Source organism: Marinobacter subterrani (genome assembly GCF_001045555.1).
Taxonomy (GTDB): Bacteria; Pseudomonadota; Gammaproteobacteria; order Pseudomonadales; family Oleiphilaceae; genus Marinobacter; species Marinobacter subterrani.
On the sequence record NZ_LFBU01000001.1, the window covers coordinates 1260275 to 1286770 of the forward strand.

General features: G+C 58.0%; 22 protein-coding genes. 5 read left to right on the forward strand and 17 right to left on the reverse strand.

Features of this window, described 5'->3' with window-relative positions; translation table 11 throughout:
* Positions 1-286: 286 nt before the first annotated feature.
* Genes msub_RS05820 through msub_RS05830 form a run of 3 tightly spaced genes read left to right on the forward strand, consistent with a single transcriptional unit; the run spans position 287 to position 4903 of the window.
* Positions 287-2284, forward strand: a complete 1998-nt coding sequence (locus msub_RS05820; protein WP_227506651.1) for a putative bifunctional diguanylate cyclase/phosphodiesterase — start codon at positions 287-289, stop codon at positions 2282-2284.
* Positions 2285-2306: 22 nt separating this feature from the next.
* Complete coding sequence (locus tag msub_RS05825; protein WP_048495141.1) at positions 2307-2894, forward strand: LemA family protein; 588 nt, start codon at positions 2307-2309, stop codon at positions 2892-2894.
* An 11-nt stretch (positions 2895-2905) separates the two neighbouring features.
* The gene (locus msub_RS05830; protein WP_048495142.1) at positions 2906-4903 is read left to right on the forward strand and encodes a M48 family metallopeptidase; all 1998 of its coding nucleotides are present in this window, start codon (positions 2906-2908) and stop codon (positions 4901-4903) included.
* 3 nt (positions 4904-4906) lie between these two features.
* Here msub_RS05830 and gspD read toward each other — a convergent pair whose 3' ends face one another.
* From gspD to msub_RS05860, 6 genes are all read right to left on the reverse strand, one after another.
* The gene (gene gspD, locus msub_RS05835) at positions 4907-6862 is read right to left on the reverse strand and encodes a type II secretion system secretin GspD (protein WP_048495143.1); all 1956 of its coding nucleotides are present in this window, start codon (positions 6860-6862) and stop codon (positions 4907-4909) included.
* Between the two features lie 32 nt (positions 6863-6894).
* Complete coding sequence (locus msub_RS05840) at positions 6895-7749, reverse strand: type II secretion system protein N (RefSeq protein ID WP_048495144.1); 855 nt, start codon at positions 7747-7749, stop codon at positions 6895-6897.
* A gap of 1 nt (position 7750) precedes the next feature.
* Positions 7751-8551, reverse strand: coding sequence for a type II secretion system protein N (gene gspN / locus msub_RS05845; protein WP_048495145.1), 801 nt, complete (start codon positions 8549-8551; stop codon positions 7751-7753).
* Between the two features lie 167 nt (positions 8552-8718).
* Complete coding sequence (groL, locus tag msub_RS05850) at positions 8719-10371, reverse strand: chaperonin GroEL (protein ID WP_048495146.1); 1653 nt, start codon at positions 10369-10371, stop codon at positions 8719-8721.
* Between the two features lie 78 nt (positions 10372-10449).
* On the reverse strand, positions 10450-10737 hold the full coding sequence (gene groES / locus msub_RS05855) for a co-chaperone GroES (protein ID WP_048495147.1): 288 nt from the start codon (positions 10735-10737) through the stop codon (positions 10450-10452).
* A gap of 193 nt (positions 10738-10930) precedes the next feature.
* Positions 10931-11470 carry an FxsA family protein gene (locus msub_RS05860; protein WP_048495148.1) on the reverse strand — a complete coding sequence of 180 codons (540 nt, stop codon included), beginning with the start codon at positions 11468-11470 and terminating at the stop codon, positions 10931-10933.
* Between the two features lie 280 nt (positions 11471-11750).
* Between msub_RS05860 and msub_RS05865 the strand changes: the two genes are divergently transcribed.
* Positions 11751-12512: an SDR family oxidoreductase gene (locus msub_RS05865; protein WP_048495149.1), complete on the forward strand. Its 762-nt coding sequence runs from the start codon at positions 11751-11753 to the stop codon at positions 12510-12512.
* A 188-nt stretch (positions 12513-12700) separates the two neighbouring features.
* Here msub_RS05865 and msub_RS20985 read toward each other — a convergent pair whose 3' ends face one another.
* The 4 genes from msub_RS20985 to msub_RS05885 form a co-directional block, all read right to left on the reverse strand.
* Positions 12701-13222 (reverse strand): REP-associated tyrosine transposase, encoded by a 522-nt coding sequence (locus msub_RS20985; protein WP_082146413.1) that lies wholly within the window; start codon positions 13220-13222, stop codon positions 12701-12703.
* 140 nt (positions 13223-13362) lie between these two features.
* Positions 13363-13674, reverse strand: coding sequence for an MGMT family protein (locus tag msub_RS05875; RefSeq protein ID WP_048495151.1), 312 nt, complete (start codon positions 13672-13674; stop codon positions 13363-13365).
* A 181-nt stretch (positions 13675-13855) separates the two neighbouring features.
* Positions 13856-15259, reverse strand: coding sequence for an AmpG family muropeptide MFS transporter (locus msub_RS05880; protein WP_406564701.1), 1404 nt, complete (start codon positions 15257-15259; stop codon positions 13856-13858).
* 15 nt (positions 15260-15274) lie between these two features.
* Positions 15275-15757: a YajQ family cyclic di-GMP-binding protein gene (locus tag msub_RS05885; protein ID WP_048495153.1), complete on the reverse strand. Its 483-nt coding sequence runs from the start codon at positions 15755-15757 to the stop codon at positions 15275-15277.
* Positions 15758-15945: 188 nt separating this feature from the next.
* Here msub_RS05885 and msub_RS05890 point away from each other — a divergent pair, with 188 nt between their 5' ends.
* Positions 15946-16917 carry a response regulator gene (locus msub_RS05890; protein ID WP_048495154.1) on the forward strand — a complete coding sequence of 324 codons (972 nt, stop codon included), beginning with the start codon at positions 15946-15948 and terminating at the stop codon, positions 16915-16917.
* Between the two features lie 337 nt (positions 16918-17254).
* On the opposite strand, the gene msub_RS05895 is transcribed toward msub_RS05890, so the two are convergent.
* From msub_RS05895 to msub_RS05925, 7 genes are all read right to left on the reverse strand, one after another.
* Entirely contained in the window at positions 17255-18268 is a 1014-nt protein-coding gene (locus tag msub_RS05895) for an AraC family transcriptional regulator (protein WP_048495155.1), read from the reverse strand.
* 140 nt (positions 18269-18408) lie between these two features.
* Positions 18409-19620 (reverse strand): argininosuccinate synthase, encoded by a 1212-nt coding sequence (locus msub_RS05900; protein WP_048495156.1) that lies wholly within the window; start codon positions 19618-19620, stop codon positions 18409-18411.
* Between the two features lie 217 nt (positions 19621-19837).
* On the reverse strand, positions 19838-20236 hold the full coding sequence (gene fliS / locus msub_RS05905) for a flagellar export chaperone FliS (protein ID WP_048495157.1): 399 nt from the start codon (positions 20234-20236) through the stop codon (positions 19838-19840).
* Positions 20237-20275: 39 nt separating this feature from the next.
* The gene (gene fliD / locus msub_RS05910; protein WP_048495158.1) at positions 20276-22252 is read right to left on the reverse strand and encodes a flagellar filament capping protein FliD; all 1977 of its coding nucleotides are present in this window, start codon (positions 22250-22252) and stop codon (positions 20276-20278) included.
* Positions 22253-22650: 398 nt separating this feature from the next.
* Positions 22651-24159, reverse strand: a complete 1509-nt coding sequence (locus tag msub_RS05915) for a flagellin N-terminal helical domain-containing protein (protein ID WP_048495159.1) — start codon at positions 24157-24159, stop codon at positions 22651-22653.
* A 104-nt stretch (positions 24160-24263) separates the two neighbouring features.
* On the reverse strand, positions 24264-24701 hold the full coding sequence (locus tag msub_RS05920) for a flagellar protein FlaG (protein ID WP_048495160.1): 438 nt from the start codon (positions 24699-24701) through the stop codon (positions 24264-24266).
* A 74-nt stretch (positions 24702-24775) separates the two neighbouring features.
* A complete protein-coding gene (locus msub_RS05925) occupies positions 24776-26191 on the reverse strand; it encodes a flagellin N-terminal helical domain-containing protein (protein WP_048495161.1) in 1416 nt (471 codons plus the stop codon).
* Positions 26192-26496 lie beyond the last annotated feature (305 nt).

The window sequence follows — 26496 nt, forward strand, 5'->3', positions numbered from 1 at the left end:
ACACGAACGCCCGCCCTGCGCGGGCGTTCGTGTATGTGTCATTGAAAAGTAATTACAAATTGATACAACCACGCCCTGAAATCTTTGGAAAAATCGCCGATACTCAGTTCAGTTATCCTTACTCTGAACCATACGTACAAGTAACCCTCAGGGTGAGATTCCACGCGCCGTGATTCATACGCTGCGCTATCGCCCCGAGGAAACCGGATTTTAACAGGCCTGAATGCAGAACTCCTTTGAGGTTGAACATCGCCTGGGCTATCGAATACTACGGTGGATCCTTGCCGTGGCCCTGGTAAGTGGTGTTATTGTCAGCACCATTCAGGTGATCCTGGACGCTCAGCGCGTGTCCGCCGGGCTGGACAATGACGCCGGCCAGACCATCACCATGGTGAAAGACGCGGCAACCCAGGCCGTGTTCAGTATTGATGCCGAACTGGCCCAGCAGGTGGTAGACGGCCTGTTCGCCAAGGAAGCCATTCACAGGGCCCGCATCACCCACCCCGACGGTGACCCCCTCGGCAATCGCAGCCGCCCGATGCAGGAGGCCGGCTTCAGGCCCCTTACCGACCCGATTTTTGGCGCCGAGCGCCACTTCCGCGAGCCTCTGTTCCGGGAAGGCCGGCCGGAGACTGTCTACGGCTATCTGGATGTTCACTACGACACGGCACCGGCGGCCGGTACCTGGCTGGATCGCGCGGCTGTCACCTTTGCCTCGGGGATAGCAACGGCCCTTATTCTCGGCATGGTGCTTTTTTACGTCTTCCACCTGTTACTCACCCGGCCACTGCTGCGAATCGTCCGCTCCGTCAAGCAGGTTGATCCGGCCCACCCGGACGACCGCCTGGTCACCATCCCCTCCGGCCACCAGAAAGATGAACTGGGCTTGTGGGTGAACGCTACCAACAACCTTCTGGTCGCCATTGGCGACAGCCAGAAACGCCACCGGGAGGCTGAGGACAGGGTCAGCCGCCTGTCGCGCTATGACCAGCTGACCGGCCTGCCCAGCCGCGACACCTTTATGGAATTGCTGGTGCGCAACATTGAGGAGGCTGGTACGCGGAACACCCAGCTTTCGCTGATTGTCTGCGGCATTGATGATTTCAAGTCGGTGAACGAGCAATGCGGTTTCCGCACCGGCGATCTCATTCTGCAGACGATCGCAGACCGGATGACCCACATGCTGGACAATGCCCGCTTCACCATAGCCCGACTGGGCAGCGATCAGTTTGTGATTGTTGAAAAGGGCCTCCGGGACGGCTTCCAGGCGGCAGATACCGCCGAGCGCATCCTTGACTGCATCAGCATGCCCATGCTGGTGGAGGACCAGAACATTGCCATGACGGCAACCATGGGCGTTGCGCTGTTTCCGTCTGATACCGACCAGGCCGACCGGCTGCTGCAGAGCGCCGAACAGACCATGACCCTGGCCAAGCAGAACGGCCATAACCACTTCCAGTTCTATGTCGCCAGTATCGACCAGGAGATCCGTGACCGGAAACAGCTGGAAAAAGACCTGGCCCAGGCCCTCGCCAATCATCAGCTCCACCTGGTGTACCAGCCCCAGATCAACCTGGAAAGCAAGCGGGTGATCGGTGCCGAGGCGCTGCTACGGTGGGAACATCCCACCCGCGGTCTTGTACCGCCCGATTTCTTCATTCCCGTGGCCGAAGCCAATGGCTCCATCGTCGAGATTGGCCAATGGGTTCTGGACCAGGCCTGCTGGCAGGCAGCTCGCTGGGCATTCGGTGGCACCCCGCTGCGTATTGCCGTGAACCTCTCGGCCGTTCAGTTGCGTCAGGATTCGATTGTGGATGACATTCTCGACACTCTGAGGCGCCACAAGATTCCGGCCGGCCGGCTGGAGCTTGAAGTAACTGAAACCAGCTTCATGACCAACCTGTCCGATGCCGTGGCCAAACTGCGTCGCTTGCGCAAGGCGGGCATCAGCATTGCGGTTGACGATTTTGGTACCGGCTATTCATCGCTCACCTACCTCAAGCAGATGCCGGTTCAGCACCTCAAGATCGACAAGCAGTTCATCCGCGACCTGCTGGTGAATGAGGAAGACACCCGGATTGCCAATACCATCATCGACCTCGGCAAGAGCCTGAACCTGACGGTCATTGCCGAAGGGGTGGAAACCGCCGAGCAGGAATATTATCTCAGCCAGCGCGGCTGCCAGCTGGCCCAGGGCTACTACTTCAGCAAACCGCTTCTACCAAGCGATTTTGAGACCTTCGTAAAAGGCTTCCACGAGAAAATCCTGGAAAATAACACCTGATTCACCACCCTGAGGAGTTGCCATGGGAACTACCATCATTGGCCTGATTGTTATTGCTGTTGCCGTTATTTATGTGGTTTTTATCTACAACCGCCTGGTTTCCCTGCGCAATCAGTTCAAGAACGGCTTTGCCCAGATTGATGTTCAACTGCAGCGGCGCCACGACCTGATTCCGAACCTTGTTGAAGCGGCCAAGGCCTACCTCACCCACGAAAAGAGCACGCTCACCCAGGTTATGGAAGCCCGGAACAACGCCGTCAGCGCCCAGAAAGACGCCGCCGGGGACCCCGGTGAAACCACCAAGATCCAGCGCCTGGGCAGCGCTGAAAACCTGCTGACCAAGGCCCTCGCCAACTTCTACGCCGTGGCCGAGAACTACCCGGACCTGAAAGCCAACGAGACCATCCAGCAATTGATGGAAGAGCTTTCCAGCACCGAAAACCGGGTTGCCTTCGCGCGCCAGGCCTATAACGACGGCATAATGAGCTACAACATCTTCCGGGAGCAATTCCCCAACAACGTCATTGCCGGCATGTTTGCCTTCAGGGAAACTGCCCAGTTGCAACTGGATTCACCGGAAGCCCGCCAGGCACCGAAAGTGGCTTTCTGAGGCTCCGGGCCATGGCTCATTCCGGGTTCTTTCAGCGCCAGGCTCACGCCCGGCGCAACACCAGCCTGCTGGTGTTTCTGTTTCTGACCGCGGTCGCGCTTATCACCCTGGCGGTGTGCCTGGTGGGTTACTTTGTAACGCGCAGCGAATCCTCCGGCCTCGCCTTTCACCACTGGTTGCTCTCCAACCACGGGCTGCTGACCGGTGCCACTGTCATACTGCTGATTGGCCTCGGGTCCCTGCTGCGCTGGGTTGATCTGGCCGGCGGCGGCAGCCGGGTCGCAAAAATGGTGGGTGCGCGGCCGATTGAACCGGACACCCGGGATGGCGAGGAGCGCAAACTGCGCAACGTGGTTGAGGAAATGGCTATCGCCAGTGGTGTTCCGGTACCCGAACTCTATGTGATGGATCAGGAAACCGGCATCAACGCCTTCGTGGCGGGCTACACGGCCAACGAAGCGGTGATGGTGGTGACCCACGGGGCACTTACGCAGCTATCCAGGGACGAGCTGCAGGGTGTGGTTGCCCATGAGTTCAGCCACATCTTCAACGGCGACATGCGCCTGAACGTGCGTCTTATTGCCCTGCTGGCCGGCATACTGATGATTGGTCAGATCGGCGGTTTCCTGATGCGCGCATCCTTCTATCGGGGGCACCGCATTGGCCGGTCCCGGGACGGTCGGGCACAGGCCGCCATGGGCATTATCGGCCTGGCGCTGTTGGTCATTGGTTACGTCGGCGTGTTCTTCGGCCGGCTTATTCAGGCCGCTGTCTCCCGGCAGCGGGAAATGCTGGCAGACGCCTCTTCCGTGCAGTTTACCCGCAATCCCGACGGGATCGCCGGCGCTTTGTTCAAGATCGGTTTGAAGGGCGGCTACCTGGACACCACCAGCCACGCCAGCGACATGAATCATATGTGTTTTGGCGAGAGCGCACGGATGAAATTCACCAGCCTGCTGGCGTCTCACCCGTCTATCGACGACCGTATTAACGCGATCCAGCCCGGCATGCTGGCCCGGCTGCGCAGCCGGCTCCGGGATACCGAACCGGGTGCCACTCTGTATCGGGGCTCGGCCCCGGGCGATTCATCGGGGACATCCGCATTCACCGCCGCGGCATCCGAGATTCTGGGCCCGGTCACCGGACAGGCGGCGCGAACTTCGCCACTGGCTTCCCGGACAGAACCGGCAAACCGCCCGGTCCGCCGCTTCTCGAACCAGGTTGGCACCATCAACCGGCAAAGCGAGGATTTCGCCCTCGGCTTCCTGAGCCGGCTTCCGGCTACCTTCCGCAACCTTCTCTACACCCGGGCCGGTGCGGTGCAGCTTTGCTATGCCCTGCTGATCAGTGAGCTTCCACGGGACCAGCAGTTGGCAAGACTGACCGGGCTGGCATCTCACCCGGTGTTGGGCAGCCAGCCAGACCTGCTGGAAAAGCTGCTACCTGCCCTCGACAGCATTGGTGATGGAGTCCGCTTCCCGGCCCTGGAACTGGCCATGCCGGCCTTGCGCAAGCTGGACCCGGAAGAGCGGGAAATGCTCATTGCCAACGTTCAGAAACTGGTTGCGGCGGATAACCGGGTCAGCCTGTTTGAACTGGCGCTGACCAGCTTCCTGCACCGGCATCTCGGCACTGGTGCGGACCGGGTGGTTCCTGTTCGCTACAAGAGCTACAGGCCGGTATTGCCAGCCCTGCAGAGGCTTCTGGGCCTTCTGGCACGGGCCGGCTCACCATCCCTTGTGGAAGCGGAAACCGTTTACCGGGAGGCAATGGCAGGCTTTATTGATGCCGGGAGGCCGCCTGAGGAGGTACCGGAGAAAGTCACCATGCGCCAGCTTCAGGAGGCGCTAGTGGTGCTGAATGGCCTGTCGCCGCTGCTGAAACCCGCGGTCATTGACGCCTGCGGCCACTGCATTACCCACGACGGCAAGGTTGAGCCCCGGGAATACGAGCTGATGCGGCTGGTGGCGGACCAGATGGATTGTCCGATGCCGCCACTGCTGGTCTAGCGCTTACTGCACCCGTGTGCTGCTACCCGCGTCAAACAGCTCGTCGATAGGCGGCTGGGCACCTCGCTTGGGCAGGCCGAGCTTCTCCCGCACATTGAGATTGACGTCCCACAGCTCGCGGTATTTGACGTCAGTGGCCGCCACCGCGTCTGCCTTACCCAGCATAATGGTCGGCTTCAGGAACACCAGGAGGTTCCGCTTGACCCGGCTGGTGGATTCGGACGAGAACAAACGCCCGAGAAACGGAATGTCGCCCAACAATGGTACCTTGCTCTTGGTGACCTGGGTGTCTTCCCGGATCAGCCCGCCAAGCACAATGGTCTCGCCATCGTCGGCCAGTACCGTGGTCTTGATCTCCCGTTTGTTGGTTACGATATCCGAGGCATTCTCAATGCTGTCTGCAACGCTCTCCGTGGTCTGCTCAACCACAAGGCGTACCAGGCCATCCGCGCTGATGGTCGGGGTGACTCTCAGGGTGAGGCCGACGTCCCGACGCTCAATGGTTGTAAAGGGGTTGGTGGCACCATCGGCGTTGGCGGTGTATTGCCCGGTCCGGAAGGGCACGTTCTGGCCCACGGTGATTTCCGATTCCTGATTATCCAGGGTGATGATACTGGGTGTGGACAGCAAGTTGGCCGCCGTGGAGGTCGAGAGAGCCTGCAACAGCACACCCCAGCTCACGCCGTTTTCATTGCGCTCGCCGGCGCCGATGGTAATCCCGCCCACGGCCGGGGCAATCACGGAATTAGACAGTATGGCGGTGAGCACATCACCCAGGCTGCGCCCGACATTGCCGAAGTTGGTGCCGACCACCGGCGTCGATCCGCCGGACTCGTCTCCGGCGGCCAGCTGTACACCCAGATCACGGCCCATTTCATCACTGATTTCGACAATGGCCGCTTCGATCATCACCTGAGCCCGGCGTACATCCAGCGCCGCCACAATCTGCTCGGCCTCCTGCATCAGCGACGGTTCACCGCGCACCACCAGGGCATTCAGGCCTTCGTCGGCAAAGACCGCAAAGGAACTGCCCGGATTGCCGCCCCCCGACGCCGACGCGGCCGCGCCGGTGCCTTCTTTCGCCACTTCCCCCATGACACCTTTGAGGATCTCAGCGAGGTTTTTGGCATCGGCATGCTTCAGGCGAATCACCTTGGTGGTCCCGCCGGTTGCCGAAGGCTGGTCCAGCTGTTCAATCAGCCCCCGCATCTTGTCGCGGAAAGCTTTATCGCCCCTGAGAATCAGGCGGTTTGAACGCTCGTCAGCGGTAACACTGTAGTCATTGGCCCCGGCTTCTCCGGCGGTCTTACCCAGTTGGGCGGGCGCCAGTTCCTGCAGCAGAGTCACCATGTCGCCAACCCAGGCTTCGTCCAGCTGAATAACCTCCACCTCGTATTCCGGCGGGGTATCCAGTTCCCTGACAATCTGTTCGATCCGCTGGATATTGGAGGAATGGTCGCTGATGATCAGCGCATTGGCCGACGCCACACCGGCCAGGTGCCCGTATTTCGCCACCAGGGGCCGGAGAATCGGCACCAGCTCAAGGGCGTTAGCGTTTTCGATCGGGATGACCCGGGTAATCAGCTGTTCCGAGGGGGTTTCCTTGAACCGGGAAAGGATTTCGGCGGACTGTTTGGCATCCACCTGTTGCACAACCTTGATCACTTCCTCGCCGGGAATCGCCGTGAAGCCATGCACGTTGAGCACCGCCAGGAACAGGTCGTAAATCTCGTCCTTGTTCATGGGCGCGCTGGACAGCACCGTCACCTTGCCCTTAACCCGCGGGTCCACCACAAAACTGTAGCCGGTAATGTCTGCCACCTGGGTCACGAAGGCACGAATGTCAGCATCCTTCAGGTTCAGTCGCCAGGTCTCCTCCTGCCCGTATGCCAATGACATCATCGGTAACAGTATAAGCAGTGCAATGGCCCGTAACAGATTGGTCTTGTGGTTATACATCTGGCGATTTCTTCCTGTTTCGATGAACCCGGTCAGCGCCACTGCTCGGGTATGGCATAACTGATGGTGAGGATGGATCCGTCACGCTCGATTTCGATGTCCAGCCGGGGCTGGCCCCGCCAGCTTTCAAGCAGGGCTTTGTCCTGGCTGATATCCCCCAGCCGCTGGCCATTGATGGCGGTAATCACATCGCCGGCCTGCAGGTTGACAGCGTTGAGCATGGCGTTAGAGCCGTCATAAACATACCCGGACATGCCGCTGTCATCCACCGGGCTAAGCCCGTAGGGTGCCAGTGCGGCGATGCCCTGGCTATCAATCTGTTCACGGGCGGTGGCCAGAAACGCCTCGGGGGATGATTCTGCCGGCTCCGCTGCAACTTCTGCAACCAGATCCGAAGATGCCGGCTCTTCGAACGTCAGCGACTCATAACGCCCTGCCCGCCGAATCAGTACCCGCCCGGGCTCCACCTCCGCCAGCTCGGCATTGCCGGGCAACAGGTCCCCTACCTTGTAATACGCTGTTTCACCATTGCTTCCTGCAACTATAGCACCGGAGTCTTCCGGGCGCTGCGCCACCAGTACGCCTTCGAGCCGCAGACTCAGGCGGGTCTCCGGCGCGGAACGGCGAACAGCATCGGCAACCTTAACCGGCTGTGCCGAACGGCCAAAAAAGTCGTAGATGGCGATGGACCCGCCCGGACGCCCGCCGGAGGCCAGATTCTGTGCGCCATCCGATACCGGCGCGCGGGGAACCGGCCGGTCATCCCAGGCGATGAGCCAGGTAATCCGGGCCATGGCCACTGCCAGATAGAGCACCAGCGCCAGCAATAACAGATTGGCAAGGGTCCGGGCAATTCTGGCCTGGGCGTGAATACTCGGCAGTGGCATATTATCCGGCCCCCGGAATGAGTGGCTGACGCACCCGGAATACCACATCACCCGGGCTTGCAGAGTCCGGCCAGGACTGACCAGCCAGGTCCACCATGCGCTTGTAGACCCGCAACTCCATCATTCCGTTCCAGAGTATCGTTGCATCCGCCGCCGGGCCGTCGCCGCCCTGCCTGGCGATGGTGAGGGAAACGCCGCCCTGGCCGGCATCCACCGTATCGAGCGTCGCCTGCATCGGCGGGAACTCGGCCTGGCCCCGCTGATCTCCCATGGGCCAGGTGACCAGGCCGCCTTCCCAGCGCCCGAGGCCATCAGCCCGGGTAAGCCGGTTATCGGCCCAGGCCATTTCCAGGCGATCGATCGTCACATCACCCTCGATCATTGCCCCACCGCTCTGACGGATGAGTTCTTCAAACTCGGCAACCGTTACCCGGCCACTTGCATCCAGCCGGGCACTGGCTGGCCAGCCAAGCGTAACATCGCCTTCAAGGGAGGATTGTGACGATTCCACCACAATATTCAGCGGCAGTTCCAGGCTGGTTACCGAAGGCGCCTGCAGGCGCCAGTCCACACGGAGCGGAAAACCCGCCACAACAACGCCGGCCTCACCATCCCAGAGTGTGCCAGCGACTTGCTGCACCTGTACTTCTGCCGGTAATGGCACATAGCCGGACGCCTGCTGCCAGACCCAGCCGGCGGGCACCAGAAACACCAGTGACGCCAGATAAACCAGGGCACCCAGAAACAGCAGCAGAAACACCTTGCCGGGGCGCAAAAAAGACTTTTGTTCAGCGTCACTCATTCAGCTACACACAGAAAGCAGGCCGGAAGCCGAGTCTAGCAAAGGCATGGGGCAAGTTCATGACAAAAAAACAAAAAACCCCGCGCCGGTGTGAACCAGCGCAGGGTTTTTCAGGATAGATCGGGCCACTTTCCGAAGACCGGAAGGTGGCCGGGATCAGGCCGGCATTACATCATGCCGCCCATGCCTCCCATTCCGCCCATACCACCCATGTCCGGCATACCGCCGCCGGCTTTCTCGTCTTCCGGCTCGTCCGCAACCATCGCCTCGGTGGTGATGATCAGGGAAGCCACGGAAGCAGCCGCCTGCAGCGCGGAACGGGTGACCTTGGCAGGATCCAGAATACCCATTTCGAGCATGTCGCCATAGGCTTCGGTCGCAGCGTTGTAGCCGAAGGAGCCATCGCCTTCGCGAACCTTGGCAACCACCACAGAAGACTCACCGCCTGCGTTGTAAACGATCTGACGCAGAGGAGCTTCCATGGCACGGCGCAAGATGTTGACACCGGCTTTCTGCTCTTCGTTGATGGCGTCCACCTTGTCCAGGGCAGCAATGGCGCGGATCAGGGTGACACCGCCACCCGGCACGATGCCCTCTTCAACCGCAGCGCGAGTGGAGTGCAGTGCATCCTCAACCCGGGCCTTCTTCTCTTTCATTTCCACTTCAGAACCGGCACCAACCTTGATCACGGCAACACCGCCGGCCAGCTTGGCAACGCGTTCCTGCAGCTTCTCCTTGTCGTAATCGGAGCTGCTGTCTTCGATCTGCTTGCGGATCTGCTCAACCCGGGCTTCGATATCGCTCTGGGCGCCCGCGCCACCGATGATGGTGGTGTTTTCCTTGGTCACGTTAACGCGCTTGGCGGTACCCAGATCGTCCAGCGTGGTGTTCTCCAGAGTCAGGCCGACTTCCTCGGAAATCACGGTACCACCGGAGAGGATGGCGATGTCCTGCAGCATTTCCTTGCGGCGGTCACCAAAGCCAGGCGCCTTGACAGCGTTGACCTTCACGATACCGCGCATGTTGTTCACCACCAGGGTAGCCAGCGCTTCGCCTTCGATATCTTCGGCGATGATCTGCAGCGGCTTGCCCGCCTTGGCCACGGATTCCAGCACCGGCAGCAATTCGCGGATGTTGGAGATCTTCTTGTCGACCAGCAGAATGTACGGGTCTTCCAGCTCGGCAGACATGTTGTCCTGGTTGTTGATGAAGTACGGGCTCAGGAAGCCACGGTCGAATTGCATACCTTCAACCACGTCCAACTCGTCTTCCAGGCCACGACCTTCTTCAACCGTGATTACGCCTTCCTTGCCAACCTTTTCCATCGCGTCGGCGATGATCCTGCCGATGGTCTCGTCGCCGTTGGCAGAGATGGTGCCGACCTGGGCGATCATCTTGCTGTCATCGCACGGCTTGGCCATCTCGCGGATCGCCTTCACGGCTTCGGTAGTGGCCTTGTCGATGCCACGCTTCAGATCCATCGGGTTCATGCCGGCAGTCACTGCCTTCACGCCCTCGTTAACAATGGACTGGGCCAGAACCGTAGCGGTCGTGGTGCCGTCACCGGCAGTATCGTTGGTCTGGGAAGCGACTTCCTTGACCATCTGGGCGCCCATGTTCTCGAACTTGTCTTTCAGCTCGATTTCCTTGGCGACAGACACACCGTCTTTGGTGATGGTCGGCGCACCGAAGGATTTCTCCAGAACCACGTTACGGCCTTTCGGGCCGAGGGTTACCTTGACTGCGTCCGCAAGAATGTTGACACCCGCGACCATGCGCTTGCGGGCGCTATCACCGAATTTGACTTCTTTTGCTGCCATGTCTTCTATTCCTGTTCGTTAAACCGAAAATGTTGAACTCATCGGATTAATGAGCGTTCGCGCGAGTTGCCTCAGCGATCACTCAAGCACGCCGTAAATATCGCTCTCGCTCATGATGAGCAGTTCCTCACCGTCGATTTTGACGGTGTTTCCGGCGTACTGACCAAAGACCACGGTGTCACCCACCTTGACCGCCAGCGCGCGGGTTTCGCCGTTCTCGAGGATACGGCCATTGCCCACGGCAATCACTTCACCCTGGGACGGCTTTTCCTTGGCATTACCCGGCAGCACAATGCCACCTGCGGTTTTCTCTTCTTCTTCCTTACGGCGCACGACAACACGATCGTGTAGCGGACGAATTTTCATTGCTCGGTTTCTCCAATAGTCAGATTAATGTGGCAATGACATTGTTGATGTAGGTCGGATTAGCGAAGCGTAATCCGACAAATTGCCCGGCTTGATAACCAACTGTTTTCAGAGGAAATCAGCCCGCAGCGAACTTGTGGTTCCTATTTGGGGTAGCAGGTAGGGGTTTTCAACACCCCGGAGGAAAATTTTTTCACTTTTTTTCGATGCGATCGCGATCGGATTCCGTTTCATCCTGATACTCGCCTTCAATGATGTCGCCGTTACTGTCACGCTCGAACGGTCGCGAGCCGCCAAAGGGGTTCTCGCGGCCCCCAAACGGTTCCTGACCAAACGGATTGCCGCCGCCGGCTCGAAACGAAAAGCTCCGGCTCTGGCCAGCCACCACCATCCGCTTCAGTGCCTGGGCCGCCAGCCAGTGCCGGGTACCCGGAATCAGGCACAGGAAGCCGACGGTATCGGTGATGAACCCGGGAGTCAGCAATAGCGCCCCGCCCACCGCCAGAATCAGCCCTTCGGCAACCTCTTTGGCCGGCAACTCGCCACTGTTCAACCGCTGATTGGCCCTTAATAACGTCGCCAGACCCTGCTGGCGCAAAAGCCAGGCACCGATTACGGCGGTCAGCAGCACCAGCCCGACGGTATTGAACACGCCAATCATGCCGCCCACCTTGATCAGTACCGCCATCTCGGCAATTGGCAGGATGATGAATAAGAACAGAAACACGGACATCGGGACCTCAGGGTCTGAACAGGAATTTCGGAAGGTCTGGTATACTCGCAGCCCTTCAGTTCTAACAAGAAGCCACGCACATGGCTCGTCGCACCAGTGACACCGGGCCTCCGTGGAATGTTGGAGGCCATGGATGGCCGAAAACAAGCGTACATGGACGTACTTGCAGCGGTTCCACGGAGGCCAGGTGTCACTGGTGCCAGCACCCAAGCCGGATGGCAAAGGTCAAAAAGACGCACAGCAACCGTAAACCACCTGATAACAGTAGTTAGGGCAAAACATGAAACTTCAAGATTCCGTGATTGCAATTACCGGTGGCGGCCAGGGTCTGGGCCGTGCCATGGCCGAATACCTTGCTGCCAAAGGCGCAAAGCTGGCACTGATCGACCTGATGCCGGAGAAGCTGGATGAAGCCGTCACCGCCTGCGTGGCCGCGGGCGCCGAGGCCAGAAGCTACGTCTGCAACGTCGCGAAAGAAGCAGACGTTGAGGAAACCTTCGAAGCCATCGTAAACGACTTCGGGCACCTGAACGGCCTGGTTAACAACGCCGGCATCCTGCGGGACGGCCTGATGGTGAAAGTGAAAGATGGCGAAGTCGAGCGCCGCATGGAACTGTCCCAGTGGCAGGCCGTTATCGACGTCAACCTCACCGGCGTGTTCCTCTGCGGCCGCGAAGCCGCCACCCAGATGATCAAAAACGGCGACCAGGGCGCGATCATCAACATCGCCTCCATCTCCCGCGCCGGCAACATGGGCCAGAGCAACTACTCCGCCGCCAAGGCCGGCGTCTCTGCCCTGGTGCCGGTCTGGGCCAAGGAACTCGCCCGCTACGGCATCCGCTGCGCCGGCATCGCCCCGGGCTTTATCGAAACCGAAATGACCGCCTCCATGAAGCCGGAAGCCCTGGAAAAAATGACCGCCGGCATTCCGCTGAAGCGCATGGGCAAACCGGAAGAAATCGCCTCGGCGGCGGCGTTTATCTTCGAGAACGATTATGTGTCCGGGCGGATGATTGAGGTGGATGGGGCTTTGCGGCTCTGATCTTTTGGGAAGGATGATCGACAAGTGTCGGATTACGGCCCGCTGGGCCTAATCCGACCTACAATTGCGGCGCCACGGCCGCACCCCCCATAGCTCGGATTCCGTAGGTCGGATTCCGTAGGTCGGATTAGGCGAAGCCGTAATCCGACAAGAACCATCCTCCCCACCTCCAAACCTGATCCACCCACCTACTCCCGCCCAACCCCAACCAACAAATCCTCATCAGCCGCCCAATCCACTGGCAAAATCCCCTCTCGAACAAACCGATGAAAACTGGAATACGGCCAATCCGATGCCCTCGCCACATACCCATGCTTCACAGGGTTGAAATGGATGTAATCCACATGTCGCTCAAAATCACGACCATCCCGGATCGTATGCTCCCAGAACCGCTTCTGCCAGAGCGAACCATTTACGCAGGTTGGAAGCCCGGGAACACCTTTAACTCTCTTGGTGAACCCGGTTTTTATCAATCGCCAACGTCTGGAGAAATCATGATCGTCTTCGGGCAATGTCCATATGCTGTGGAGATGGTCGGGGAGTACCACCATGGCCTCTATTGAAAAAGGGAAACATCGCTTGACCGAGCTGAATGACGACCGCAGGCAGGCAACGGCAGTGGCGGAACTGAAAACAGGGGCGCGATTGGCAGTTACGACGGTGAAGAAGTAGGTGCCGCCTTGTACGCGGTTTCTGCGGTAGTTCATCATACGTCCTTGTATGGGCTGGTTTTGTCGGATCAAGGCCCGTCGGGCCAAATTTGACCTAGGTTGCTATTCTGACCTGCGACTTTGGAGCTCTGGGTTGTCGGATTACGGCTTTGCCGAATCCGACCTACTTTCAATCTGACCTATGGTTGCCATTGGAATTGGCGCATTTGGACGCGGCCGTTGGTGACCTCGACGCCCTCGCTCTTCAATCTGCCAACCTGGGTTTCGTAGGCATCGGAGCCTTGCGGGAAGGCGATCTGGCCGTTACTGCGGATGACTCGGAACCAGGGGATATCGTGGCCGGCGGGGAGCTTGCCCAGGGCTCGGCCTATGTATCGGGCTTGTCGGCCCAGGCCGGCCATGGCGGCCACTTGGCCGTAGCTGACGACGCAACCGGGCGGAATGGCGGCGACGACTTGCCAGATTTTTTGATCCTTGGTTGGTTCGGACATTTTTTCGGCGTCTCGTTCTTTGTCGGATTACGCTTTGCTAATCCGACCTACAGCGTCTGGATTTGTCGGATTACGCTGCGCTAATCCGACCTACGTTACTGCGCTGTCGTTTCACTCCTCGCAAATGTAGGTTGGATTAGCCGTAGGCGTAATCCAACGTTTTCTGTCGGATTACGCTGCGCTAATCCGACCTACGTTCCTGGGTATCAGGCTGTGCTTCATTTCTTGGCGCCAGGGCATCCAGGCGCCTGCCCTGGCGGATCAAAAACATCGCCAGCAGTACCGCGGGCACGCCCATTACAGCCGAGACCAGGAAGAACTCGGCATAGCCGAATCCTGCGACCACGATGCCGGAGAAGCCGCCGAGGAATTTGCCTGGCAGGGTCATCAGGGAGCTGAACAGAGCGTACTGGGTGGCGGTAAACGAAGCGCTGGTCATGCTCGAGAGCCAGGCGATCAATGCCACATTGGCGATGCCGCCGCTCAGGTTATCGGCACTGACCACCGCCGCCAGCGTCACGAGATTGGGCGGATACTGGGCCAGCAGAACAAACAGCAGGTTGGTGGCTGCGGTCAGGATGGCACCGAGCAGCAGAATGCGCCGCACGCCGTAACGGACCACCATCACGCCCCCAAGCAACGAACCGGCGATGGTCATAAAGAAGCCAAAGATCTTGGTTACGTCCGCCACTTCGGTCTTGCTGAACCCCATGAAATCCAGGTAGAACGGGTTCGCCATCACCCCCATGGCGATGTCCGCAATCCGGTACACCGCCACCATCAGCAGAATGGCGATGGCCAGTTCTTTATAACGGCGGAAGAAATCCAGGAAGGGCCCGGCCACGGCCGCATAGAACCAGCCGACCAGCCTCGCCAGCCGGGGATGGAGATGGGTGCGCTTGCCGGCCTCCTGCTCGATCTTGTGGGCAATGTCCTGGGCCGCCGCAAAATGGTTTACCCGGGGTTCGCGCACAATCAGAACCGTCAGGGCACCGACCCCCACCAGGGCCGCCATCACCTCGTAAGACACCTGCCAGGACCAGAATTCCGCCAGATACAGGGCGCCGGCACCGGCCACCAACAGAGCCAGCCGGTAACCGAAAATATAGGTCGCCGCCAGAGCCGCCTGCAGCCGTTCGCCGGCAATCTCGATGCGGTAGGCATCAATAGCGACATCCTGGGTGGCAGAGGAAAAGGCCACCAGCAACCCGCACAAAGCCATCATCTCCGGTGCCACCGTGGCATCCACATGGGCCATCAGGTAAAGCCCCGTGGCGATGCCGGCCTGCGCGAAGATAATCCAGCTCCGCCGCTTGCCCAGTAACCTGTCCAGCAACGGCAATTTCAGGCGATCGACCACCGGAGCCCAGAACACCTTGATGGAGTAGGTAATCCCGAGCCAGCTGAAGAATCCGATAGTGGCCGTTTCCACCCCGACATCCGCCAGCCGGGCGTTCAGGGTGGAAAACACCAGCAGAAACGGCAGACCCGCCGAAAAGCCCAGAAACAGCAGGGCAATTACCTGCCAGCGAGTGTAGGTGTACAGCGTATCCCGAATCAGGGAAAGGCGGGTGCCGGTTACGATGGTAAAACCTCCGGATCAGTCTCGGAAATTGTTGAACTGCAGCGGAATATCCAGCTCGGCTTCGCGCAGCAGGGCAATGGCTTCCTGGAGGTCATCGCGCTTCTTGCCGGTTACCCGGACCTTGTCGCCCTGGATACTGGCCTGGACCTTCATTTTCTGATCCTTGATCATCTTAACGATCTTCTTCGCCATATCCGTTTCGATGCCCTGCTTCAGCAACAGATGCTGCTTTACAAGCTTGCCGGACTTGCTGTCGCCATCCTCGGCCAGCGCCCGGGAATCAATATTGCGCTTGGCAAAGGCCATCCGCAGCATGTCCAGCAGTTGCTCCAACTGGAACTCCTGCTCGGCGCTGATGGTGATGCCCTTGTCGTCCAGTTCAACGTCTGCCTGAACGTTCTTGAAGTCCCAACGGTTGCCCAGTTCCCGCTTGGCCTGGTCCACCGCATTGGTGACTTCGTGCATATCGATTTCTGAAACAATGTCAAAAGACGGCATGGTCGTTATTCTCCGTTACGCTGAGCGGGTATACTGAGGAAAAGCTGAAAGTGGGGTCAGATGAAAGCGTTCATCTGACCCCGGGTTCAACCCCGGGTTCACATTCCGCGCCCGTTTGATTTGCAGGGAATCATACCAACCTGCAGCCTACACCGCACCTGACAACGGACTGGTAAAAGTAGATAACAATGCCAAATCTGGACCTTCCCATCCTCGTAGTAGACGACGCGAAATTCAGCAGTATGGTGGTTGGACGCACCCTGCGAAATGCCGGATATCGCGACGTACGCATCGTCAATAATGCCCCTGAAGCCCTGCAGCTGATCGAGCAGCGCCCGGTAAGCGTGCTGATCGCCGACTGGCTGATGCCCGAAATGGATGGGCTGGAACTGGCCGACCAGGTGCGCCAGCAGGACGAGCAGAACAACCACTACACCTACGTGATCCTGCTAACCGCCCGTGAAAGCGTGGAGGCACTTTCAGAAGCTTTCGACCGGGGCGTGGACGACTTTATCTACAAATCCGATATGACCAAGCAGCTGATCCCCCGCATCTTCGCGGCGGACCGCATGGCCGACCGGCAGAATACCCTGCTCCGGGCCAATTCGCTGCTGATCGAGAACAACCGGGAACTGGAGTCCACCAACATCATTGATCTGGAAACTGGCCTCTGCAATACCAAATACGGCAGAGAGCGGCTGAACAAGATGCTGCGCCATGCCGAATCCCGGGGTGGCTCTTCAGCCTATGTGCTCTGCGGCATCCGCAACTGGCAGGAACTGAAACGCAAACACCCGCCCACGGTAATGAGCGAACTGGCCATCGGCATCGCCCGCCGCCTGAGCACCCTGATCCGCCCCATCGATGCCCTGTGCCGCGTGGGCGACAACCAGTTCGCCATCATCGCCTACTTCCCGACCAGCGACCATTGCACCACCACCGCCTTCCGGCGCGTGTTCGACGGCATCAACCACAAGGCCCTGAAAACCACCGCCGGTTATATATCCGTGGAAGCCGGCATGGTGCTGTGCAAGGCCGATGCCCAGAAAGGCACACCCTCGATTCAGGAGGTAGAGCGGGCTGCCGTGCAGGGGCTGGTGGATGCCTACGATACCCGGCGGTTTACCGAGACGGCTCCGGAAGTTAGTGCAACGGCATAATCAGTTTGTCGGATTACGGCTTCGCCTAATCCGACCTACCCTTCCTTCGAAATAACCTGGGGTCAGATGAAAACGGGGTCAGATGAATAGTTCATCTGACCCCGTTTTCATCTGACCCCGCCTTCACATGCGGTAACACTGCGACACACTTCACAAACAGACAGGAAGGCGCGCAAGACTTATTCTGCAATTGTGGATTCAAGCAGTATCCCCCATGGCGGAGGAGCCGTGTAGTACCTCCGCCGCCATATGGGGAAACGAATCCACCGGATTAACGAATTTTTCAGGCACTTTCGTTCTTTCCTTGTTTTTTAGGCCAGCTTTTTAGCTGGCCTTTTTATTTTCTCCTCAAGTCCCCCGGCGTCTGCCCTGTCGCCGCTTTGAACTTCCGGTGGAAAGACGTCGTCTCGCTGTATCCCAGCCGGAAGGCGATATCCGGAATACTCATTTCCGTGTTTCGAAGGTAGTCCTCCGCCATCTGCTGGCGAACGTCATCCAACAGTTTCTGATAAGACATCCCCTCCTGCCCCAGTTTCCGCTGCAGGGTTCGGCTGGTCATCCCCAGATCCTCGGCAATCATGTCCTGCCGGGTAACGCCGTCTGCAAGTTGTTTCTGGATGCTCTGCTTCACCCGGCTAGTAAGATCCGTATCCGAATCCAACAAGGCCAGTTGAGATAACGCGTGAGCCTCGAGGGTCTTCCGCAACAACGGATCTGGCTGGCGCAGTCGTGTGGACATAAGACTCTGGTGCAGAACTACGCTGTTCTCGTCGGCCCCGAATTCCACCGGGCACTGCCAGCGCTCAAAGTAGGCTTTTTCATGAATGCCTCCCGGGGAGGAGCGCCGAAGCTTTACCCGTAGTGGCGAAGCCTCATGATCATCCGCCAGCCAGCGGGCATAGTTGATCCAGGAAGCAAACACATTGTCCACGACCTGAGGCCATACCACCGGATCGGTAAAGTTGCAGGTCCACACCAGGGCGACTGCATCACCTTTCATCCGCAAGCCCGTGGTGCCCATATCCCCAACCAGCTTTTCATAGGGAGCGATTCGGGTAACCGCCTCGGCCAGGGTGGCACAACTCATGGTGATGTAGCCCAGCACGCTGTAGGAGCCCGGTTGCACGTAATCACCGGTTTCCAGGCCCAGGACAGGATTGCCCGTTGCTTCGGCAAGCAGCCTGATAAACGTTTGGAACTGCTCGCCATTCAGGCGACCGTCGTCAGTATCGAGAATGATTGGCTCGAGGCCTGCTTTGCTGAAAAGAGGGGTGGTATCAATGCCTTTGGCATCCGCGTAGCGGACATATTGGCGAAAGGCGGAGACAGAGGCGGTTCCTAGAGGAGGCATGATAGCTGAGATCGTTGTTGGTATTTTGTCGGCCAGTATAACCAAAAACGTCGAAATGCGGATTAAACGGGGTCAGATGAAAAAGGGGTCAGATGAAAAGTTCATCTGACCCCTTTTTCATCTGACCCCAGGTTCACGCCTTAAAGCTTGCGGCCTTTCCCTGCAGCAATCCGCAGGCGCAAGGCATTCAGCTTGATAAAGCCTTCCGCATCTTTCTGATTGTACGCACCCTGATCTTCCTCAAAGGTGGCAATCTTCTCGTCGAACAGGGAATCCTCAGACTTGCGGCCCACAACGTCCACATTACCCTTGTAGAGCTTAAGGCGAACGGTACCGTTAACATAGTGCTGGGTCTGGTCGATCAGCGCCTGCAGAGCCTCACGCTCCGGGGACCACCAGTAACCGTTGTAGATCACCTCGGCGTAGCGGGGCATGATGCTGTCTTTCAGGTGTGCCACTTCGCGGTCCAGAGTGATGGACTCAATGGCACGGTGGGCACGCAGCATGATGGTGCCGCCCGGTGTTTCGTAACAGCCGCGGGACTTCATGCCTACGTAGCGGTTCTCGACGATATCCAGGCGACCAATACCATTCGCGCCGGCTACCTTGTTGAGGGTTTCCAGCACTTCATGCGCTTTCATCTCCTGACCATCGATGGCAACAATGTCGCCCTTCTTGTAGGTCAGCTCAACGTAGGTCGGCTCATCCGGCGCAGCTTCCGGAGACACACTCCAGCGCCACATATCTTCCTCGGCTTCCGCCCAGGGATCTTCCAGGTTGATGCCTTCGTAAGAGATGTGCAGCAGGTTGGCGTCCATGGAGTAAGGGCTCTTACCCTTCTTCTTCTCCACCGGAATGTTCCGCTCATCGCAGTAGGCCAGCAGCTTCTCGCGGGAATTCAGATCCCACTCACGCCAGGGCGCAATCACCTTCACACCCGGCTTCAGCGCGTAGGCACCCAGTTCGAAACGCACCTGGTCGTTACCCTTGCCGGTGGCACCGTGGGAAATGGCATCGGCGCCGGTTTCATTGGCGATATCGATCAGACGCTTGGCAATCAGGGGACGGGCAATGGACGTACCCAGCAGGTACTCACCCTCGTAGATGGTGTTCGCGCGGAACATCGGGAACACGTAATCGCGCACAAATTCCTCGCGCAGGTCCTCGATGTAGATTTCCTTAACGCCCAACGCCTCGGCTTTCGCCCGCGCCGGCTCCACTTCCTCGCCCTGGCCGATGTCGGCGGTGAAAGTCACCACCTCACAGTTATAGGTATCCTGCAACCACCGAACGATCACGGAAGTATCCAGGCCACCGGAATAGGCCAGCACCACCTTTTTGATATCAGACATGCCCTTGCTCCAGACTGAACCGAATGGATATGAACCGGGGATGAACATGGGGCCAGACGAACGCGTTCGTCTGGCCCCTCTTTAAGAAAGCCCCGAGTACACTCAATAAATAAGGCGCATATTGTACGGGAGAGCGGGGGGAATGGCTATTGGGAGGAACATGGAGTCAGATTGAACATGGGGTCAGATGAAAGCTTTCATCTGACCCCGTCTTCACTCAGACCGCCTGCTGCTGACCCATCGCTTCCTCACGAATACCATCCCAGCCTTCCTTGATGGAACGCAGCAGGTTAGCCACCTCGTCCAGCTTGGCCGGGTCATTTTTGGCGTTCGCCTCGAACAGCGACCGCTCCATGTAGTCATACAGCGCTTCCAGCCGAACCGCCAGTTCGCCCCCCTGGTCAAAATCCAGGAAGCCACGCAGCCCACCAATAATCTCGATGGCCTTGGTGATCAGCTTGCCCTTGCCCTCAAAATCCTTCGCCTGCATCCGGGCCTTGGCCATGTTGATGCGTTCCAGGGCGCCGCTGTACAGCAGCTGGATAAGCTTGTGGGGATCGGCATCGGTGATGCTGGTTTGGGTGTTTACCCGCTGGTATGCCTGTAAGCCGTTCATATTAGACCTCGCTTGTCTCAAAAAACCGACTCTCTGTCATCAGTTCTTCTGGTTGTTCTGGGGGGCCAGTGCGGCCAACTGCTGCGTGATGTAATCCCGGGTGCTGTTCAATTGCGCGATCAGCGAATCCGCGGCGCTGAACTGGGAAACCAGGCGTTCACGGTAAGAGGTCAGCCGCTCTTCAAGATCCAGCCGGTCCTGCTGAATATCCTCCAGGGATCGGTTCAGGCTCTCCGTGCGAGAGGCGATGGCACCGTCCGCACTCAGGATGCCGGTCACCAGGTTAACCGTCCGTTCAGCCACCCCTTCAATAAAAGTGATCGTGCCGCGGCTGCCGGTGTCCGTACCCGTCACCCTGACCTGAAGTCCGGACGCATCACCCCGGTCTGAGCCCAGAAACAGAACCTGGCCATCACCTTCGGCCAGTTTCCCATCAATGGTACCCGCTACGTCCTGCCCGGCGGTTCCAGTCGATACAGCCAGACCATAGACCGAACCATCCTCAACGCTGGTAATGCTTACATTTGAGCTGTCACCGAATTTCTCGGAGGTAAACCGTAAGGCGCCGGTGCTGTCCAGATCTACCGCCACTGACGTACCGGCGGCCTTCAGCGCGCCGCTATCATTGAACTTGGCCTGAATCTGATCAACCAGGTCCTGGGGCGTTGCATAGGTCCCCGCATCCAGCGTGATGGAAACAGACGTACCGCCGTTAACCTCAAAGGTAATTTCATCATTGGCGGTGGTAATGGAAACGTTCGAGCCAACCGGTGCGACACCCGAAAGGGAACCCTGGGTCGCAGCACGGGTGATATTGATGTCGTAACTGCCGGGAACTGTACCGGTGCCGCTGCGCACGAATTCGATCTGGCTATCGGAAGCCCGCCCCTGTTCCGCGAACAAAGCGGTCACATCGTCAGGATTCTGGGCCAGCTTCTCCTCAAATTTCGCCCTGTCAAGCTCAAGGCCGCCGGTGTCCGGATTGGTTGATATACCGACATCCGCCAGGGTTCTGACACTGGCATTCTCAAGCCCCGGAACCACCCGGGTCAGCAGATTGCGTAACTGGTTCTGGATACCGCGTACGGTGGAATCACCATTGAGAATCCCGCCCCGACCCGCTTCCGCATCATAACCCGCCAGGCTGTCGATCGTGCCCTGAAGCGCATTGAACTTGTCGACAAACGACTGGACACGATCGGCCACCGCGCCAAGGTCCCGCTCAACCTTGATAACCGACGTCACGCCCTCTTCCTTCACCTCAAAGCTCAGCCCGTCAATCACGTTTTCGATATTGTTGGAAGAACGGGAGATCTCGATACCGTTAATCCGGACCTGGGAGTCCTTGGCGGCAACGGTTTCGGTCAGATTGCTGGTGGTGCCATTAAAGGCGAACTGCGACAGGCCCACCGCGTCGGTGTTGTTGCCGTCATCGTCATTGACCGTCAGGGAGACGGCATTGGCAGTGCCGGTTTCCTCGGAGGACATCACCAGCCGGTAGCCATTGCCGGTATCGATTACACCCGCGGTCACACCCATACCGGATTCATTGATTTCGTTGGCCAGGCCCTGAAGCGTGTTATTGGTGCCGTCGATGGTAATCGTCTTACTGGAGTCCCCGGACTTCAGAGTAATACTGCCGGTGCCAACCGTGGTGGCATCCTTGTCGGCAAAGGTACCCGATGCAAGCGACTGTGCCTGGGCCAGGGTGAGTACCTCCACCGTGTAACTGCCCCGCCCGGCTTTGCTGTTATCCAGGCTCACTTCGACGCTTTCGTTGGAGGATGTCGCGGAATAGGCGGTCAAGTTGTCGGCCGCGCTCAGTTGGCGCATGGGAAGGCGTAGCTCGGTTACCGCACTGCGTAACTTTCCGTAGGCGGACAACAACGCTTCACTTTTTTGCGTTTCGAGCGTGAGCCGGTCCTCAGCAGGCTTGCGCTCTGCGGCCACCAATTGGTCCACGAGATCGGAGCTCAGAACTCCCGAGCCAATCCCTAATGATGAAATTCCGGCCATAACGGTGCCTCCTCATAGGGGCAAATTTCTCTACTGACTACTTTATCGGCAAAAGGCGGCAAAACTTTGCCATTTTCTTTCGCCTATTTGTAACAACCTGTAACCTGCCTGAAATTCCGAAGGCCAAGCCGGGGTCAGAAGAAAGCCTTCTTCTGACCCCATTTTCATCTATGCACAAAACGCAAAACACCGCCGAACCCTCTCAGGTGTGGCGGTGCTGAAATACCGTCGTTTCCATTAGTACAAAAGCGGCAAACCCTTACACTTTAATAATAAACAACGTCAGCAGTTCATCCATCTGCAATTTTTCTGCCAATCTCAACAGAGCTAGAGGTATTCATCGCTCAACTTACCACCCATTAAAAACAGCAGAAACCTGAAAACCGGGCGTTCTGAGTTTACTGTAGCAGAGACAAAACCTGCTGCGGCCGCGCGTTGGCCTGCCCCAGCACCGATATACCGGCCTGCTGCAAAACCTGAGCCTTGGAAAGCCTGGCGGTTTCTGCCGCGAAATCCGCATCCAGGATTCGGCTGTTGGAGGCGCTCAGATTCTCGACGGAGGTCGCCAGGTTGGCGATTGTGGATTCGAAACGATTCTGAAGCGCGCCCAACTCACTTCGTAGCCTGTTAATCTCGGTCAGCGCATTGTCTACACGAATCACCGAATCCTGCGTTCCTGCAACAGTTGTTATATCAACACCTTCAAGCGACCCCGCCGGGCTGGCTTCCGCCGCATCGAACGCTGCCACAAGATCCGTCAGGTTACCGGTCAGAACAATGGCCTCACTCGAGGTCACGCTCACCGTGCTGCTCTCTGGGTCCAACACCGCAAGCGCTCCGGGCACCTGGGCGTTGATAGCCGACACAAAGTCGGCCGTTGTTGCAAAGTCTCCCACAATGTCAACGGCCTCGGCATCGCCAACCTGTATGGCGAAATCGCCCTCGGCCAGGCCGTCGGAAATGGAAGGAACGCCATCAGTCGTATCAGCGGTGTTTGAAAAGCCTGGAAAAAACGCTGTACCGCTGTCGAATTCCGTCGTTGAGAAGTTCGTGCCATCCTCCCGCAAAATCGACAAAGTTCCATTAGTAATGGCCTCCGTCAGATCTGCCGAAGCGCCAAGATCGAGGCTGTACCCACTCTGCACACCGCTTCCATCATTCCCAAACCCCGCGCCGGTAAAGCCCGCGACCATTTGGGCAACTGTCACGCTGCCGAACGGGGTGTCGTTGGCCTGAACCATGAGCGAGTTGCCGTTTCCGTCATCAAACGTCAGTTGGTAGATGTCGTTACCATTACCAAAAAATCCATTGCTAAACGTTCCCAGAGCAAGTGTGGCAGGGTTCCCTCCAGCGAGAGCGCCATCAAAAAGCGTAGCGCTGACCTCAGCCTTTGCACCCAGATCCTGCAGGCGACTGCCCGTGAGCGAGGTGATTCCGATCGCCTCGCCAGCGTTCGCACCCACTTGGAAACTCAGCTCGCCGAGCGAGCCGTCCAATACATTCAAACCGTTAAACGCCGTCTGGGTCGCAATCCGGTCGATCTCATTGAGTCGTTGCCGCACCTCATCATTCAGAGCTACCCGGTCGGCCGGACTGTTCGTCGCATTGGCAGACTGAATAGACAGCTCCCGGATTCGCTGGAGGTTGCTGACGACCTCCTGAAGTGCACCTTCAGCGGTCTGCGCCAATGAAATACCGTCATTAGCGTTTCGCCGGGCGACGTTCAGGCCTGATATCTGAGATTCAAAACGGGTCGAGATAGCCAGGCCGGCGGCGTCATCACGGGCAGAGTTAATTCGCAGGCCTGAAGATAGCCGTTCCAGCGCGACCGCAGACAGAGCGGATGATTGTTGCAACTGACGTTGTGCGTTTATTGATGCAACATTGGTGTTGACGCTCAAGACCATCACAGCTTCCTCTTGAAATACTGCCCTGCTTGAGCAACTCAGGCGTCCACTGCGCCCCAGTGCGGAAGTAAGCCAGGGCCAGCAAAAAGCGCCCCGGAGGTTCTTTAGACTTTTATGTTAAACAACGTCAGCGGTTCATCCTGCTGCAATTTTTCCGCCAACCGCAAAGCCACTTCATCAGGAATCTGGCGAATCACTTCCCGGGTCTGCTGATCGACTACTTTTACAACCGTCTGCCCCAGCTCGTTATCCACCTCGAACTGAAGATCCCTCTGAACACTCTGGACAAAATCGTTCAGTTGCGACACCGCATCATCCAGATCCTCCCGCCGCGCCTCATTCTGTTTCTGAAGCTCTTCCGCCCTGGAAACATTCTGAGCGGCGGAAGCCGGCTTATCAGTCGCAGCGGGCCCCACTGATGAAGAAACCGGGGCGGAGGCATTCCTGCCTTCGGCCGGAGATGACGAAATTGCCCGAGCCGGTACTTGCTCACTGGTTGGAACCAGCTTCAGATCCGGGCTATTCAGGTTAACGCCATTCATAGCTCACCTCGCTATTCTCTCTAACGGCGGAGAACCGGAACCCGAAGGTTCCGGCTCTCACCGCTCGCCCCTGTTTACTGCAGGAGGGACAGAACCTGCTGCGGACGGGCGTTGGCCTGGGCCAGCACCGAGATACCGGCCTGCTGCAGTACCTGAGCCTTGGACAGCTTGGCGGTTTCCGCCGCAAAGTCCGCGTCTAGGATACGGCTGTTGGAGGCGCTCAGATTCTCGACAGAAGTCGCCAGGTTCGCGATGGTAGACTCAAAACGGTTCTGAATTGCACCGAGTTCGCCGCGCAGACTGTTTACTGTCTTGAGCGCGGAGTCCACCCGCTGAATCGCGTCGTTGGCGTTATCGACAGTATCCACAGTCACACCGCCGAGGTTGCCGGAGACACCGTAGTTATCAGTTCCACCAATCACTCCGCTGGCGTCAGTGACCGAGAATGATTCCAGGGCATTGATGCTTACGGAGCCGTACTGGACGGTGCCACTAGCTGTGACGGTAGACGCGAAGCCTTCGCCACTTGCTGCCCCGGAAGGTGCCGCTTCGCTGATCGAGAAATTCTCGCCGTCGGCAACAGTGAACTTAAGCCCGGCAGAACTGGTCTCGACTGACAGGCCTTCAATACCCGCGGAGTTGATCGCATCCGCTACCTGATCTTTTGTCGCAGTGCCGCTGGAGGCGATATCAACAGAAACAGTAACTGCATCTGCATCGCCAACCTGAAGTGTCACACTATAAGTCGATCCACCAGTGCTGGCTGCATCATCAACAGCACCGAATGCCAGGTCTTTAACGTTCGTTGCCGATACCAGTGACAGCCCATTGATATTTTCAGCCTCGATCGCCTCAGCAACGTCCTTGGCACTTGCGCCAGAGGCGACAGTGACATCAACAGCATCAGCAGAACCAACCTTGATACTAAAGGTGCCACCGCCGGAGCCTATAGCCTGGTCACCGGTAGAGGCAATCTCGCCAATGGAGTCCTTGGTAGTGCCCTGGGTGAGGTCGATGCCAATAGTTTCGCCAGCATTCGCGCCCACCTGGAAGTCCTGACGACCAAACGAGCCGTCGAGAACCTTGAGGCCGTTAAAGGCAGTCTGCTTGGAGATACGGTCGATTTCTTCGATGCGCTGCTGAACCTCATCGTTCAGGGCGGCGCGGTCAGACGCACTGTTGGTAGCGTTCGCGGACTGAACCGCGAGCTCACGGATGCGCTGCAGGTTATTGGTGATTTCGTCCAGGGCACCTTCAGTGGTCTGGGCCAGGGAGATGCCGTCATTGGCATTCCGGGTGGCGACATTCAGACCGGAGATCTGTGACTGGAAGCGGGTGGAAATTGCCAGGCCGGCGGCATCATCTTTTGCAGAGTTGATACGTAAGCCGGAAGACAGACGCTCGAGCGCCTGATTGGACAGTTGCTGAGACTTGTTCAGCTGGTTCTGGGCGGAAATTGACGCCACGTTTGTGTTGATGCCGAGAGCCATGTGCTTCTCCTTAACCTTTGTGTCTTCAGTTAAAAGGTTTAGCGACCGATGTCTCGCCCCGGTGCGCTGCCCTGTTGATCAAGTTAACGGCCATGCCCCGGATTGCTTTAGGCGCTTGCATAAAGTTTTTGTAAATTAATGTAAATCATGCCAAATAAACGGCAAAACCCTGCCTTTGCCGCCCTTGCCATACCTCAGGGCCGTCGAAAACGATTGGATTTAAACTATATTTTTCATAGACATAATGGGCAAATAGAACAAATGGCACACAATTCGCTTATTCCCCTGCAACGCTCGAAAAAAGA

Bases quoted from the DNA above. Each gene is read 5' to 3' on its own strand.
- msub_RS05890 (WP_048495154.1), top strand. From the start codon at position 15,946: ATGCCAAATCTGGACCTTCCCATCCTCGTAGTAGACGACGCGAAATTC.
- msub_RS05825 (WP_048495141.1), top strand. From the start codon at position 2,307: ATGGGAACTACCATCATTGGCCTGATTGTTATTGCTGTTGCCGTTATT.
- msub_RS05840 (WP_048495144.1), bottom strand. From the start codon at position 7,749: ATGCCACTGCCGAGTATTCACGCCCAGGCCAGAATTGCCCGGACCCTT.
- fliS (WP_048495157.1), bottom strand. From the start codon at position 20,236: ATGAACGGCTTACAGGCATACCAGCGGGTAAACACCCAAACCAGCATC.
- gspN (WP_048495145.1), bottom strand. From the start codon at position 8,551: ATGAGTGACGCTGAACAAAAGTCTTTTTTGCGCCCCGGCAAGGTGTTT.
- msub_RS05860 (WP_048495148.1), bottom strand. From the start codon at position 11,470: ATGTCCGTGTTTCTGTTCTTATTCATCATCCTGCCAATTGCCGAGATG.
- msub_RS05895 (WP_048495155.1), bottom strand. From the start codon at position 18,268: ATGCCTCCTCTAGGAACCGCCTCTGTCTCCGCCTTTCGCCAATATGTC.
- msub_RS05915 (WP_048495159.1), bottom strand. From the start codon at position 24,159: ATGGTCTTGAGCGTCAACACCAATGTTGCATCAATAAACGCACAACGT.
- gspD (WP_048495143.1), bottom strand. From the start codon at position 6,862: ATGTATAACCACAAGACCAATCTGTTACGGGCCATTGCACTGCTTATA.
- groES (WP_048495147.1), bottom strand. From the start codon at position 10,737: ATGAAAATTCGTCCGCTACACGATCGTGTTGTCGTGCGCCGTAAGGAA.
- msub_RS05920 (WP_048495160.1), bottom strand. From the start codon at position 24,701: ATGAATGGCGTTAACCTGAATAGCCCGGATCTGAAGCTGGTTCCAACC.
- groL (WP_048495146.1), bottom strand. From the start codon at position 10,371: ATGGCAGCAAAAGAAGTCAAATTCGGTGATAGCGCCCGCAAGCGCATG.
- msub_RS05925 (WP_048495161.1), bottom strand. From the start codon at position 26,191: ATGGCTCTCGGCATCAACACAAACGTGGCGTCAATTTCCGCCCAGAAC.
- msub_RS05875 (WP_048495151.1), bottom strand. From the start codon at position 13,674: ATGTCCGAACCAACCAAGGATCAAAAAATCTGGCAAGTCGTCGCCGCC.
- msub_RS20985 (WP_082146413.1), bottom strand. From the start codon at position 13,222: ATGATGAACTACCGCAGAAACCGCGTACAAGGCGGCACCTACTTCTTC.
- msub_RS05885 (WP_048495153.1), bottom strand. From the start codon at position 15,757: ATGCCGTCTTTTGACATTGTTTCAGAAATCGATATGCACGAAGTCACC.
- msub_RS05900 (WP_048495156.1), bottom strand. From the start codon at position 19,620: ATGTCTGATATCAAAAAGGTGGTGCTGGCCTATTCCGGTGGCCTGGAT.
- fliD (WP_048495158.1), bottom strand. From the start codon at position 22,252: ATGGCCGGAATTTCATCATTAGGGATTGGCTCGGGAGTTCTGAGCTCC.
- msub_RS05830 (WP_048495142.1), top strand. From the start codon at position 2,906: ATGGCTCATTCCGGGTTCTTTCAGCGCCAGGCTCACGCCCGGCGCAAC.
- msub_RS05865 (WP_048495149.1), top strand. From the start codon at position 11,751: ATGAAACTTCAAGATTCCGTGATTGCAATTACCGGTGGCGGCCAGGGT.